The 14,193-nt window shown below is 60.5% G+C and carries 14 protein-coding genes; 9 read left to right on the forward strand and 5 right to left on the reverse strand.

The window, feature by feature from the left end; genetic code table 11:
* The first annotated feature begins 26 nt into the window (after window positions 1-26).
* From H6851_00365 to H6851_00400, 8 genes are all read left to right on the forward strand, one after another.
* Entirely contained in the window at window positions 27-1,514 is a 1,488-nt protein-coding gene (locus H6851_00365; GenBank protein MCB9942062.1) for an NAD(P)/FAD-dependent oxidoreductase, read from the forward strand.
* On the forward strand, window positions 1,511-2,029 hold the full coding sequence (locus H6851_00370; GenBank protein ID MCB9942063.1) for a hypothetical protein: 519 nt from the start codon (window positions 1,511-1,513) through the stop codon (window positions 2,027-2,029). Before H6851_00365 ends, H6851_00370 begins: the two co-directional genes overlap by 4 nt.
* Window positions 2,026-2,610 carry a peroxidase-related enzyme gene (locus H6851_00375; protein ID MCB9942064.1) on the forward strand — a complete coding sequence of 195 codons (585 nt, stop codon included), beginning with the start codon at window positions 2,026-2,028 and terminating at the stop codon, window positions 2,608-2,610. The genes H6851_00370 and H6851_00375 overlap by 4 nt, the downstream gene beginning before the upstream one ends.
* A complete protein-coding gene (locus H6851_00380) occupies window positions 2,607-3,713 on the forward strand; it encodes an NAD/NADP octopine/nopaline dehydrogenase family protein (protein MCB9942065.1) in 1,107 nt (368 codons plus the stop codon). Before H6851_00375 ends, H6851_00380 begins: the two co-directional genes overlap by 4 nt.
* Window positions 3,714-3,726: 13 nt before the next feature.
* The gene (locus H6851_00385; protein ID MCB9942066.1) at window positions 3,727-4,833 is read left to right on the forward strand and encodes an extracellular solute-binding protein; all 1,107 of its coding nucleotides are present in this window, start codon (window positions 3,727-3,729) and stop codon (window positions 4,831-4,833) included.
* Between the two features lie 74 nt (window positions 4,834-4,907).
* Window positions 4,908-5,894, forward strand: a complete 987-nt coding sequence (locus tag H6851_00390; protein ID MCB9942067.1) for an ABC transporter permease — start codon at window positions 4,908-4,910, stop codon at window positions 5,892-5,894.
* Window positions 5,891-6,682 carry an ABC transporter permease gene (locus H6851_00395; GenBank protein MCB9942068.1) on the forward strand — a complete coding sequence of 264 codons (792 nt, stop codon included), beginning with the start codon at window positions 5,891-5,893 and terminating at the stop codon, window positions 6,680-6,682. Before H6851_00390 ends, H6851_00395 begins: the two co-directional genes overlap by 4 nt.
* Complete coding sequence (locus H6851_00400; protein ID MCB9942069.1) at window positions 6,682-7,770, forward strand: ABC transporter ATP-binding protein; 1,089 nt, start codon at window positions 6,682-6,684, stop codon at window positions 7,768-7,770. The genes H6851_00395 and H6851_00400 overlap by 1 nt, the downstream gene beginning before the upstream one ends.
* A 23-nt stretch (window positions 7,771-7,793) precedes the next feature.
* On the opposite strand, the gene H6851_00405 is transcribed toward H6851_00400, so the two are convergent.
* A complete protein-coding gene (locus H6851_00405; GenBank protein ID MCB9942070.1) occupies window positions 7,794-8,486 on the reverse strand; it encodes a gamma-glutamylcyclotransferase in 693 nt (230 codons plus the stop codon).
* Window positions 8,487-8,694: 208 nt separating this feature from the next.
* Between H6851_00405 and plsY the strand changes: the two genes are divergently transcribed.
* Window positions 8,695-9,321 (forward strand): glycerol-3-phosphate 1-O-acyltransferase PlsY, encoded by a 627-nt coding sequence (plsY, locus tag H6851_00410; GenBank protein ID MCB9942071.1) that lies wholly within the window; start codon window positions 8,695-8,697, stop codon window positions 9,319-9,321.
* 9 nt (window positions 9,322-9,330) lie between these two features.
* Here plsY and H6851_00415 read toward each other — a convergent pair whose 3' ends face one another.
* The 4 genes from H6851_00415 to H6851_00430 form a co-directional block, all read right to left on the reverse strand.
* On the reverse strand, window positions 9,331-10,140 hold the full coding sequence (locus tag H6851_00415; protein MCB9942072.1) for an FkbM family methyltransferase: 810 nt from the start codon (window positions 10,138-10,140) through the stop codon (window positions 9,331-9,333).
* A 140-nt stretch (window positions 10,141-10,280) separates the two neighbouring features.
* The gene (locus H6851_00420) at window positions 10,281-11,498 is read right to left on the reverse strand and encodes a glycosyltransferase (protein ID MCB9942073.1); all 1,218 of its coding nucleotides are present in this window, start codon (window positions 11,496-11,498) and stop codon (window positions 10,281-10,283) included.
* A gap of 171 nt (window positions 11,499-11,669) precedes the next feature.
* Entirely contained in the window at window positions 11,670-12,080 is a 411-nt protein-coding gene (locus tag H6851_00425) for a response regulator (protein ID MCB9942074.1), read from the reverse strand.
* On the reverse strand, window positions 12,073-14,037 hold the full coding sequence (locus H6851_00430; GenBank protein MCB9942075.1) for a HAMP domain-containing protein: 1,965 nt from the start codon (window positions 14,035-14,037) through the stop codon (window positions 12,073-12,075). Before H6851_00430 ends, H6851_00425 begins: the two co-directional genes overlap by 8 nt.
* Between the last annotated feature and the right edge of the window lie 156 nt (window positions 14,038-14,193).

Genomic DNA, 14,193 nt, shown 5'->3' on the forward strand with positions numbered 1-14,193 from the left:
CATAGTGCCACGATAACGGAGGAGCGATGTCGAAGAGGCAAAATGGCGGGCTTGCCGCTCTGGAATCCCGTCTGCATGAGGATCTGGTCTGGTTGTGCCAGCCACCGTCGAACTGGGTCCCTGAACGCTGGCGTGACGATGAACGCATCGTTGATGTGGTCATCATCGGGGGCGGCATGTGTGGAATGGTTGCGTGGCATGCACTCAATGCCGGTGGTGTGCGCAACATGCGCGTGTTCGACTCGGCCGAAGAAGGCTTCGAAGGGCCATGGCTGACCTATGCCCGAATGGAAACGCTGCGCTCCCCCAAGCAACTGACCGGCCCCGCCTTCGGACATGGCGCCCTGACCTTCCAGGCATGGTATCGTGCGACTTTCGGCGATGCATCCTGGGATGCGTTGGACAAGATTCCACGGCCGATGTGGATGGACTACCTCCGCTGGTATCGCAAGGTACTGGGCGTTCCGGTGGAAAACGGAGTGACGCTTGACCGCGTCACCGGTGACGGCGATCTGCTGCGCCTTGAGATTCGCGACCCGGAACGCCGCGTCATTCATGCCCGCAAGCTGGTCATGGCGACTGGTCGCGATGGTACCGGGCATCCCAGCATTCCGGCCTTCATGGATGGCGTGCCGGCACATTCATGGGCGCACACCTCCGATGACATTGACTTCAAGGCACTGCGCGGCAGACGGGTGGCGGTCATCGGGATCGGTGCGTCTGCGGTCGACAATGCAGCCGAAGCCCTTGAAGCGGGTGCCGCCGAGGTCCGGCACCTGATTCGCCGCACGGAGATGCCCACCATCAACAAGCTCATGGGCATCGGCAGTTTCGGCTTCACGGCCGGCTATGCCGACCTGCCCGATGCGTGGCGCTGGCGCATCATGAATTATTCCTTCAGGACACAGACCCCTTCACCGCGAGGTTCGACGCTTCGTGTCAGTCGCCACCCTAATGCCTTCTTCCATTTCGCTAAGGCCACGACGAGCGTTGAGGAAGAAGGTGACGGGTTGCGGATCGGCTTTGCCGATGGGACGTCCATCATGACGGACTTCCTCATTCTTGGGACAGGCTTCACGGTGGATCCCATGGCAAGACGGGAATTCGGCGAGGCCGCCGGCCAAATCAGATTGTGGAAGGACGCCTACACGCCTCCTGAAGATGAAGAAAACCGTGACCTGGGGTATTTCCCCTATTTGGCACCAGATTTCACATTCCGGGAGCGGGTAACGGGACAGGCCCCATGGCTCTCGAACGTCTACTGCTTCAACTACGGTGCCACGGCCAGCCTTGGCAAGGTCAGCGGCGATATTCCCGGTGTGTCGGAAGGGGCCGAATGGCTGGCCCGTGCCATCGCCTCGAAACTCTATGCCGAAGATATCGACCGGCACTGGCAGGCTCTGCTCGATTACGCCAGGCCGGAGTTGCAGGGCGATGAGTGGCGGGTCGATCCACTGCCCGACCCGGACACCACGGACGATACCGGGAAGGAGACTCGAAGGGATGTGGCGTGAGCGATAACGACAACGTGTGGCGCTCAACCGCTGTTGTAGCCAGCGGTATCCAGCCGGATACGCCGGTTGCAGGGGCCGTGTGGGAACGAGCGGGCATCATTGCCCGGACCCAACAGGCCGAAGATGCCGTCTTGCGCCCGACCGATGCGGGAGCATGGTCGCACGCCCTGCGCGCAGCGTTTGCCGCACGCATCGCCCGTCTCCATGGCGAACATCAACTGGCATCGATATTCCTTGACGGACATGGCAATAGCGAAGTCGCCGTCATGGCCGACCCGGAAGATCGTGGCAGCAAGCATGGACTTGAGGTCGTGTTGCAGTTCATGGACAAGGTGGCCGTATCGCCGAGGAACATTGTCGCTGACGACATCACCAACCTTCAACAGGCGGGAATAGCCGATGCCGACATCGTCCGGCTCTGCGAACTCAATGCCTTCCTTGGCTACCAGATCAGGCTGGTCGCCGGATTGCGGCTGATGGCAACGGCATCACCGACGTCGGAGCCGGTGGCATGAGCGAGGTCATCCACAAATTCACCCGTAACGTACCCGGATGGCGTCCCAGGGTCGAACCGGTCCGGCTGGACGAAGCCACGCCCGCCCAGCTTGATGCCCTCAAGGTGACACCGTCGAATACCAAGGTATCCGACTACGTGCTGGTCCTGGCTCACGATGTGGAATCGCTGGCGGTCCGCTCGCCGCTGTTCAACGGCATCATGTACGATCCGGGCGGCATGAGCCGGGCCGAGCGCGAGATCGGTGCCATCGCCGCCTCGATCGTCAACCGCTGCATCTATTGCGCGGCTGTCCATGCCACCCGCCACGCCCAGATCGAGAAGAGCACCGATGTCACGGATGCCATATTCCGCAATGGAGAAAGGACGCAACTGGAGAACCCGCGCGACCGGGTCATCTTCGACTTCGCCCTGAAACTGTCGCAGACACCGTCGCAGGCCGGTGCCGACGACATGGCAGCCCTGCGCGAGGCCGGTCTCGACGAGACCGAGATTCTCGACCTTGTCATGTCGACCGCCCTGTTCGGCTGGGCCAACCGGCTCATGCACGTCCTTGGCGATCCGGTACGCGAGGACCGATGAGCGACGGGACACATGGACTGACCGTCGGCGTCGCCGGTGCCGGGTCCATCGCATTCGGCACGGCAGCACTTCTGGCGCAATACGGGCACCGGCCGATGCTGTGGTCACCGTCCGGCTCCGGCACCAGCGGACTGATGCGCGGTGCACCCCTTGTGGCAACCGGCGCGATCGACGGGCAGTTCCCGATCGATGTCGCAACCGATGCCACCGGACTGGCAGCGGCCAGCGACGTGGTGATCCTCGCATTGCCGGCCTACGGCCACAAGACGGTGATGGATGCGCTTGCTCCGCATCTGCGCGACGGCCAGCCGGTCATCATCTCCTCGCACGCTTCCTTTGGAGCACTCTACCTGGCCCGGCTGCTGGCAGCACGCGGCATCCGGTCGTCAATCGTCTGCTGGGGGACCACCGCGGTCACGGGGCGAAGACAGTCGCCAGCCTCCGTGCAGGTCAACACGGTGCGTGCACAGGTCGATCTTTGCACATTGCCGCAATCCGGCGACAATGAGGCCCTCTCTCTGTGCAACAGGCTGTTCGGCGAACGTTTCCGCCAACGCGACGGACTGCTGGCCATCGCCCTTTCGAACCTCAATCCGCAAAACCACATGGGCATTGCCCTGGGCAACATGACCCGCATGGAGCGGGGCGAAGCCTGGAGCCAGGGACAGAACGTGACGCCCAATGTCGGCCGTCTCCTTGAGGCGCTCGACGCCGAGCGGCTGGCCATTGCCGAAGCGCTGGGTCTTGAGGTCAAGACCATCTTCGAGCACTTCCACCTCTCGTTCCATGTGCCGGTCGCATCCATCTCCCAGATGAACCAGGACATGCACGCGCAAGGCAATGGGGGCACCGGACCGGCGACGGCCGACAGTCGATATGTCACCGAAGATGTTCCCTATGGCCTTGTACCCACCGTCATCCTGGGTGAACTGGTCGGTCGCCCGGCGCGATTGCACAGCGCGGGCGTGGAGATTTTCGGTGCCATGTATGGACGCGACTTCTTTGCCGAAAACGATCTGATCGAAGCGCTCAACCTCGGCAACTGGACCTTGCCGCAACTCAGGGAGGCGGCAGCAGGCGGCTGCCCTCCTGTCACACCATGACAAGGAACGTACAATGAACAAGCTGAACCTCAGGCGCCGTCATTTCCTGGCGGGCGCAACCGCGGCATCGACGGCGATCGCCGCCCCGTCGATCATCCGTCCGGCACGGGCTGCCGGCGGCGAGGTCAACATCTGGACCTACAACAATTTCGTGCCCGAGGACTTCAGGACGCAGTTCGAGGCCGATACGGGCATCAAGGTCAACATCCGTCTGGTCGACGATCAGGGCAAGCAGTTCAACCTGCTGGCCGCAGAGGCGCCCAATCCCACAGTCGATATCGTGACCGTGGCCGGCCACCGCTTCCTGCAGTTCATCTCGTCCGATCTTCTTGCACCGATGGACACCGGCCGCCTGTCCAACTGGGGCAACATCAATCCGGTGTTCTCCGAAAGCGACTGGGCGACCATCAACGACAACAAGTGGGGCGTACCGATCCTCTCGGGTGCCGAAATTCTTGCCTACAACTCGGAAATGGTGGGCGAAGAGGAAGCCCTCACCTGGATGACATTGTTCAGTGACAAATATTCAGGCCAGACCGCCTATATCATTCAGGACATGATGTCGATCGTGATGCTCATGAAGGGCTATGACGGCAACATGATCGCCTACATGGATGATCCGAAGAAGGCTGAGGAGATCGTCAACGAGGCCCGCGACTTCCTCATCGCCAACAAGCCCAAGGTACGCAAGTACTATGACGGTGGCGCGGAAGTCCAGCAGATGTTCGTCAATCAGGATATCGTACTGGCCCATGCCTGGAATGGACCGATCGCCAAGCTCATCACGGACGGCTTTCCCGTGGCGATGACGATTCCCCAGGAGGGAAGTTACGGCTTCGTCTACACCCTCAATATCGCGAACAATGCGCCCAACGCCGACAACGCCTATGCCTTCCTCGACGCACTGCTGGCATCGAGCGAGATCGGTGCGGAGATGACCCGGTCATCCGGCTACATCTCCACCTACAAGGGTGCGGATACCCATCTGAGCGATCTGGAGAGGAAGGCGTCATCCTTCCCGGAGGATCAACTGGCCGGCCTGAAGTTCTTCCGTGCCGAGGCCAACGAGATGAAATACGGTCTCATCGACCCGGCGGTCGAGCAGATCAAGGCGGCCTGATCGCGGCGGCGCCGTAACGATGGCGGACCATTCGCAAGCGGATGGTTCGCCTGCAAATGCAGCGGGAATCGCTCATGGCAAGCCATGCCGGTACAACAATCGCGGAACCGGGGGAGATCATCCCCTCGGGACAACCCACATTGTGGGGCAGGATTTCCCGCTCGCCAGTCTATGCCGCATGGGTCGGTTTTGCCTACGGCTCGACCCGGCGGCAGTTCTGGCTGCTGGCCATCCCGGCGATCGCCTGGATCGCAGCCACTCATCTGGGTCCCATTCTCCAGATGCTGCATGTGAGCCTTTTGGACAGTTACCCTCCCGCCGTCGGTCTCGAACCCGGGCTGACGCTGGCCAACTACCAGCGGTTCTTCAGCGACAGCATCTTCTTCATGCCGTTCCTGCGCACGCTGGCCTTTGCCATGGCGCTCACGGCCGCCACACTGATCATCACATTTCCCGTGGCCTATTTCCTCGCCCGCCATGTCAGGCGCGACAATCAGATGGCTTTACTGTTGCTTCTGCTTATCCCGTTCTGGGTGGGCGAGATCGTGCGCACTTTTGCAATCATGATCCTTCTCGGCAACAATGGTGCGATCAACCTGCTGCTCAGGTGGCTCGGGTTGATCGAGCGGCCGATCCCGTTCATGTATACGGGATTCTCGCTCAGCGTCGGCATCATCTACCTGACCTCGCTGTACATGCTCATGCCTCTCTACTCCGCACTGGAAAAGCTGCCACGGAGCTACAGCGAGGCGGCAGCCGATCTCGGGGCCGGTGCCTGGACGCGCTTTCGGCGGATCACCCTGCCGCTCACCCGCGAGGGCATAGCCTCCGGCTGCACGCTCGTTTTCCTCATTTCCACCGGCTATTACGCGACACCGGTTCTGCTGGGCGGGCCCAGCACCACCGTCTTTGCCGAGACCATCGCCGGCTTCTTTCATGTGGCAGGCGACCAATGGCCCACCGGGGCAGCCTTCGCCTGCCTGATGCTCCTGGTATCGCTGGCGATCACCGGGCTCTTCACCCGCGTCGTCGGCCGCAAGCGGCAGGGGCAGACGCGATGACAGCGGGCACGCGCACGCTGCTGGCGTGCATATTCTGGGCGTTCGTCGTCTATCTCTTCGTGCCACTGGTCCTCATGATCCTGATGGGTTTCAAGGATTCGAAATTCATCGGCTTTCCGATCAACGGCTATACGCTGAAATGGTATACCGGCGTATTTTCCGGCACTCAGGTTTTACCGGTGTTCGGATATTCCCTGTTGATTGCCATTGTCAGTACGGCGATCTCCCTGGTCGTAGGCACCTGGATTTCCTGCCTTCTCAACGGACGCCAGTTCTTCGGCAAGGCGATCATCTACGGCCTCACACTGTTGCCCGCGGTGATACCCGGCATCATCTCGGCCATTTCCTTCCGTATCTACGCGCGCGTGTTCGGCATCGAGCCCGGCATGTGGGCCATCATCTGGTCCCATGCAGTGCACAATGTTCCCTTTGTCGTGCTGGTTGTCGCCGCGAGGCTTTCCACACTGCCGAAAAGCCATCAGGAAGCCGCCCGCGACCTTGGAGCCGATCCGTTCATCGCCTTTGCCCGTGTAACCCTTCCCTATCTACGCCCGGCAATGATCGGTGCCGGCATCTTCTGCCTGCTGTTGAGCTTCGACGATTTCGTTCGCTCATTCTTCCTGGGGGGATATTCCCCCACCCTGCCGGTCATGATCTTTGCCAAGCTGCGTTCGGGCATGTCGCCGGAAATCAACGCCATCGCCTCCGTGGCCCTTCTCCTTACAGCGGTAATCGGAGTGTGGGCGGAGCGTTCGATGCGCCGCATGAAAAAGAGTGAAAGGGCATGATTGCTGACGATCCCGACTGCCTCGTCCATCTCGATGGCATCCGCAAGACGTTCGGCCGGACCGTGGCCGTCGAGAATCTCGACATCCGCATACGCCGCGGTGAATTCGTGACCTTCCTCGGCCCGTCCGGCTGCGGCAAGACCACCACCTTGCGCATGCTGGGCGGCTTCGAGATGCCCGACAAGGGCCGCATCCTGCTCGACGGTCGGGATGTCACCCGTGAACCACCCAATCGCCGCAATGTGAACATGGTTTTCCAGGACTATGCGCTGTTCCCGCACATGACCGCACGGCAGAACATCGCGTTCGGCCTGGAACTCAAGGGCATGTCACGGCAGCAGATCGACGCCCGCACGGCCGAACTCTCTGCGTTTCTCGAACTCGATGCCCATATCGACCGCTACCCCGACCAGCTCTCCGGCGGGCAACGGCAACGCATGGCACTGGCCCGGGCGCTGGCGCCGAACCCGTCACTGCTGCTGCTCGACGAACCCCTGGCTGCCCTCGACGCGAAGTTGCGCGGACAGGTGCAGCAGGAACTCAAGTCGATCCAGCGACGCACCGGCAAGACCTTCTTCTTCGTCACTCATGACCAGGATGAAGCGCTGACCATGTCGGATCGCATTGTCGTCATGAACCGCGGACGGGTCGAGCAATCCGGCACTCCCGAAGAACTCTACCACCGGCCGGCGACCCGTTTCGTCGCTGATTTCCTGGGTGAGACCAATCTGATCGAAGCCCGGGTGAAGGTCCAGAACGGCGGGGAAACGATACTCGACTGGAACGGCAGAACCCTGCGAGGCCATAGCCTCAACGGCGTTCCCGGCCCGGACGAAACCGTCAGCGCGGCGATTCGCCTTGAAAGCCTCATCGTCAGCATCGAACCGTTGCAACGGCACAACGTGCTGCAGGGACGGCTGGCAAACCCGGTCTTCAAGGGGAGCCGTATCGCCGTCGAGATCGCCATCGACGGCTTCGGCAAGCCTCCTCTTCGTACCTACCTGCTGGCCGCGGACATGCCTGCGAACCTCGACCAGCCGGTATGGATCGGCTTCGACGCCGACCGTCTCAACATCCTGCGCGACTGACGGCCGGAAGCACCGATATCCCGTCAGCCTCCGGCCTGCCGGCTTTCCTGCTCATGCTGCAGACGCCGTACCTGCCGGCAGAGGTATTCGAGACGGTGATCGTGAATGCCGAGACTGGTGAGATGCTCGGTGGTATTGAAGAGGTATTCGCAACAATGGCCCAATGGTCCGTGAGCCCGGGCAATCGACCGGACCACATCCTCGGTGCTCAGGCCGCAGGCATACTGGCGGTGCACGCGGTTGATGGTGAAAGCCAGCATCCGCACCGGTCTTTCGCTCCCCTCGATCTTGCCGTTGAGCCAGCGGGCCCGGTAGGCGGCCGTCACCATCTCGCGCCGCCAGACCAGCGGCAGCTCCTCGTCGATCTGCTCCGGCGTCAGCCGAAACGCCACTCCCTTGCAGCTTCCACCACGATCCAGTCCCAGCATCAGTCCGGGACAATCACGGCTGCCCCGTCCCATGTGGGTCCACAGGCAGAAGCGACGATGATAACCGCCAATCCGCGCTATCCGTTGCTCACTGTAGTGGAAGGCCGGGTTCCAGATCAGCGAACCATAGCCAAAAAGCCACAAATTCTCGCCTGGTGGATGTTCCTCAAGTGCGGCTGTTCGTGATGCCGCGAGTTGCTCCTCGCTCTGGATTCCGGCATCGCCGCCCGCAGTCGCTGCCAGCCTCTTGAGCCAGTCCCCGTTCTTCAACGCGTCGCGCGTGAGCATCGCCGCCCCACCACCTTTCCCGACAATCCACGGCAATCTATCGTCAAAACCTGCATCTCGCGAGGCCCGCCGACGCGTTTGCAACCGATAACGCAACGCCATTCTGGCACGATCGTCCACAATACGGCATCATGTGGCCAGGGAACAAGCAACGGAACGAACGCATGTCACCCGGCATCAAACCCGATCCGTCATTGTCGTTGAACCCATGATCGATCCCCTGGGCGGACCCCTTTACATGATCCCTTTCATCCTCGCAGCCATCATCGGCTACCTGTTCGGCTCGATTCCCTTCGGCCTCATCATCGCCCATGCCGCTGGCGCAGGCGACGTGCGCAAGATCGGTTCGGGCAATATCGGCGCCACCAACGTCCTGCGTACCGGCCGCAAGAGTCTCGCACTCGCCACACTTGCGGCCGATATCCTCAAGGGCTTCCTGCCGACACTCGCCGCCGTCTACGGCTTCGGGCCCGATATCGCTGTCGTCACCGGTCTCGGCACGGTCGTCGGCCACTGCTTCCCGGTGTGGCTCAGGTTCAAGGGCGGCAAGGGCGTGGCCACCGCCACCGGCGTCGTCCTTGCCATAACTCCCCTGGCCTTCCCCTTCCTCCTGCTGGTCTTCGCCATGGTGCTCAAGGCCACCCGCTTCGTCTCGCTGGCCTCGATCCTTGCAGCCGCCGCGGCTCCCGTGATCGCCTGGTTTCTGCTCCACCAGCCGCAACCGGCCGAACTCTATGTCATTCTCGCCATCATCATCATTGCCAAACATCACGAAAACATCGGGCGACTGATCGCTGGCAGGGAAAACCGGTTCGAACTGTCAAGGAAGAAATAGGAAACGGTTTCAGGCTGCCCGCTCGATCGCGCGATTGGTTGCCCAGACGATGCGGCGGCCCGGATGGACATCGCCGATGCGCACGGAAAAACCTGCATCCTCCAGTATGGCACCCACGATGCTGTCCGTCGCTTCACCCTGTCGTTCGGCGCCACAGTCGATGGCGATGCGGCGGATGCGGTGGAGTACCGGCAAGGCACCGCGTATCACCTCGGGTTCGGCCCCTTCGGCGTCACACTTGACGAGATCGACATGATCGAAACCGGCCTCGTCGATCAATCGCGCAAGAGTCACCGCTTCGACTTCATAGCTCTCATCGACGACATCGGGGCGCACCAGGGAACTGTCGGCGCCTTCGATACTGGAATAGAATGTCATCGTTCCATTCTCGGCGGCAATCGCCACATTGCGGGTTCTGGCACCCGGACGAGCGCCGACATTGCACTGCAATACCTCGTGGATGGTCCGATCCGCCTCCACGGCCAGAACCTGAGCTCCCCTGCTCAGACAGAAACACGTGAATTCACCGATATTGGCGCCGATGTCGATGATCGTATCGCCCTGGCCAACCTTGAAAAACGTACCCTCGCCGTAATCGCGCGCAAGATCGGCGCAAAAACCCGCCACACCCAACTTGCGGTAACGCCGCCAGCGGCTCAGGACCGCAATCATGATGGTCTCCTTGCCATCACTGACCTGCCAGAACCGTCCCGCCGCCCGAACAGTCAGCCGGTGGAAGTCGGGGTGTTTGCGCTGCTTGACGAAGTTGTGCTTGAAGATGCCGACGAATTCGTCGAGCGTGGAAAGGAACTTGGCCATGGGATGCATCTGATGTCCTGTCAAACCTGTGGCTGGTCGGCCTGAGCGGTGGCCTGAAGGCCCCATCCGCGTTGCCATCCGACATGACAACGGCCGACACCCGTCGAACGAAACCGTCCGAACCTGAGACTCGTCATATGTCAGGAACCATCGCCGATGAGCAACTTCTCATAAGTATCGAGGGACACGTCGCGATTGTAAACCTGCGCGCGCTGGCGAAGCAGCTCCGGATCGGGCGGATTGTCGAGAGCATATTCGATCGCTTCGGCAAACCGGCGCGAATCGCCCACCGGTACGAGTTGGCCGTATCGACCGTCGTCGAGGATCTCGGCCGGACCACTCGGGCAATCGGTCGAGACCACGGCTGTACCACAGGCCAGCGCCTCGATGACCACGTTGGGCAGACCTTCATATCGCGACGATAATGCCAGAACGTCGACATTCTTCATGTAGGCGAGCGGATTCGGCGTCCATCCGGGCATGTCGAAATCGCCCTGCATTCCCGCCTCGTCGATCTTCGCCTGAAGCGAATCCACGACCCGCTTGCGGTTGTTGCTGCTGTCCTTGCCGCCGAGGATCATCAGCCGCACGGGACGGCGACGGCGCAACTGCACGAAGGCCTCCACCAGGGTCTCGAAATTCTTCTGGAATGACGGTCGTCCGACAGCGAGGATGACTGGCGGTCCACCATCGCGGAACCAGGGATGATCGACCGGATCATTGGCGCGCAATTCAAAATCCGGTGTCAGTGTCGGACTGTGGATCACCGTCACCCGCTCTTCGGCAATGCCGAAACGCTCGACAAAATTGTCCTTGACCCCCTGCGATACGGCAGTGATCGTATCCGCTGCGTTATGGACGTGCCGGTACAGGTGGCGGAACTTGCGGTATTCGCGGATGCGCTTTTCCTTGCCGTCGTCGATATGCGAGCGGATGCTCACCATCAGCCGGGGTTTGTGACGGCTGCATGCCACGGCGATGCTGCCCAGGACATTGATGGGCAGTGTTGCCGCGAACAGGCTCTGCGGGCGCATCTCTTCAAGATAGTCGACGAGCGACGGCAACGACACGAGCTGCGCTGACGGCCCCTTGCGATCCGACAACAGGGGAATGATGTCGCGCCATGGGATCCCACGCCGGCGCATGGCAAGGGAAACCCAGTCGAGCTTCGAACCCGACCGGAGTTCGACACGGCGCACATGGTCCGGCAACAACACGTTCAGCTCGCCAGCGGATGACAGGCTGAGAAGGTCCACGTCATGACCACGCTCCGCCATACCCTCGCCGATGAGCATCAGCATCCGCTGAACACCTCCACCGCCGAGATTGTTGACAATAATTGCTATTCGCTGAGGCAATCGCATTTTCCTTCCATCGCCTGAGCAGTGCCGACCGGGCAGCAGCAACCTTCACGACACCGGCTGGCTCGCGGGCGATGAATATGGCGCGATGTAACCGGCGGCAACCCCGCCTTGGCGAACGACCGGAAAAGGTACCTCATGACGACGCCGTGCCGATGTCGCGGACTGTCACCCGACGGGCATTGCGACGAATTTCAGCACCTTGATATCCACGGGCTTCTCGCAATATCCGCTCGCCCCCGCACTCAGCGCCGCCTCGATATCGCACTGATCATTCGAACTGGACAGCATGGTGACAACCGGAATCTCGGCGAATTCCTTTCGCGCACGAATGCGGCGAACAGTCTCGATACCACTGAGCACGGGCATGTTGACGTCGAGCAACACCAGCGAGGGAACGCTTTCGCGCATTCCCACGGTGCGTTCGAGTGCCTCAAGGCAGGCAATGCCACTATCATAACATTCCAGAGGATTGGCCAGTCTGGACGACTGATAGACCCGCTGAATGATCATCTGATAGAACTTGTCGTCATCGACCAGATAGACCGGCCCTTTGCCGCGAACACTGAATTCAATCATCACTCAATCCCTTGAGAGTAAAACAAACGCTGAATTCACCGTTTTCCGGGCAATCGATCCATATTCTGCCGCGATGCATCTCCACCGCCTTCTTGACGATCGACAATCCGATACCCGACCCCACGCCGGAAGCCCCGGAATGCTGCCCCTTGCGGAATGGCAGCAACAGGTCGTCGCCTGCCGCTTCCGAGGTGTCGCGATTGTTGGCAAAGACGATGACCGGCCCGTCATTGTCGGTACCTGGTCTCTCGAATACCTTGATCCACAGACGTTTCGCACCGTGCCGCATGGCGTTCTGGAAGAGGTTGTCGAACAATTGCCAGATGATGTTCGGGTAGCAATCGATGGTTGCCAGCCTGCCGATGTTCAGTTTGACATCACGCTCCTTGAGAGCATTCCGGTGCTCTTCGACAACACCGCTGATGATCGAGTTGAGGGGACGCAATTCACGTGAGACCTGCTGCTCGTCGAGACGGGTGAGCGAGCGCAGATCATCGATGAGCGAACTCAATCGACCGGCGCTGACAATGATCTTCTCAATATAGCCACGAGTTTCAGCACTGGCACCGCTATTGTCCATTTCCAGCAGTCTGCAAAATCCGACGATATTCTTCATCGGTTCGCGAAGATCGTGCGAGAGGATGGAAACGAACTGTTCGAGCTCCGCGTTCATTCGCTTCATCCGGTCCGAATGGGCAAGCAGATCCTGTTCCTTCGACTTGAGCTCGTCATAGGCCTTGCAGAGCTCGACATGATGGCGCGAACGCACGGTCTCGAACTGTTCGGCACGCAGGGCTTCGAGTTCCAGCAACTCTTTTCGAAACTCTTCCAGGCTTGACTGGATTGCACCGATCTCATCATCGCGACGGGGAAATGATACCGCCGTGGAACTATCACGGCTGCGCATACGGGCAATGAGTTCGTGAATCTGGAGAATCGGGGCCAGAATCTGGCGATTGAGATAAAAATACAACAGACCGACCAGAAGCAGGAAGAACACGGCCTCGGCGGTAATAATCCGTGAGAACCAGTCATGTTGAGTGACCTGTTCAACCCGCTCTTCGTCGAGTTCTTCGCGAAACCGTTCGATGGCCTCTCGCAGAACCGCCATCGCGGGATCGATATGGGTCCTTTCGATGAAGCGAACGGTCTGTAACGCGTCGGTCCGGTCTTCCGGCCGGTAGGATTCGCTGATCGAAAGCACCTCGGCGACGAGTATGCCGGACAACCGCTCGATTTCGGCGGCCGTCGCAGCCATGGCGGGTGCCAGCCCATGACCATGCAGATCGGCGAGCCTCGCGCGCCAGTGGGCGTGAGAGACACGGAAGGTGCCTACCGAGGACCGATCTCCGGCGAGATGGGCATAGAGTGCCACGATCATGTCACCGGTTGCGCGCTCGATATCGATCAGGTTGTGCAATATCTTGTTGTCCCGGTTCCCCGCATCGTCGGTTGCCAGGGCATTGTCGACCATGTCCCTGAGCAGTTGTTCCATGGGTCCGAGAATGTCGGTGTCCAGACGCTCGACCGATTGACGGATTTCTGCCGGCAGATCCGGATCGAAACGGCGAAACACGCTCTCGCGAGCCCGCTTCACGCTGTCGGCGAGATAGAAGTCAAGTCGCTCGATGGTATCGCTGAGTGCAGGACTTGTGGCGAGAGCCCGATGTCGCCTCAGCTCGACGAGCTTCTGCGCATGGGTCGAGCGAGCCGTGGCGTCACCGGCGACATGCGCCAGAAGGGCAATCCGGATCTCGGAAAGGTCACGCATCAAGGACATTGCCAGCAACGAGGTCGGCACGATCCCGTCGATGATCTTCATGGTCTGTCGGGTGATCCGTTCATGGAATACGGACTGAATGACGGCGACGACCAGGACGACAATGGAACCTGCCAGTAGCGCCGCGCGGATGCGCCAGGCTATCGATCGGGTGAATTCGCGAAAAATGGGTGTCATGGGCGCAAGGTCCTGAGAAAATATTGATTTTTATTCCTTATCATAGGAATATTATCAAAGTCAAGACCATGACACTTGTGCAGCCGCCGTCCAGTGTCGGCTTCTGGCGCGACGATCAGGTCGTCAGCCGGGCAATCCCGCAAATTCGCGACGGAA

The organism is Geminicoccaceae bacterium (assembly GCA_020638465.1).
GTDB lineage: Bacteria > Pseudomonadota > Alphaproteobacteria > Geminicoccales > Geminicoccaceae > JAGREO01.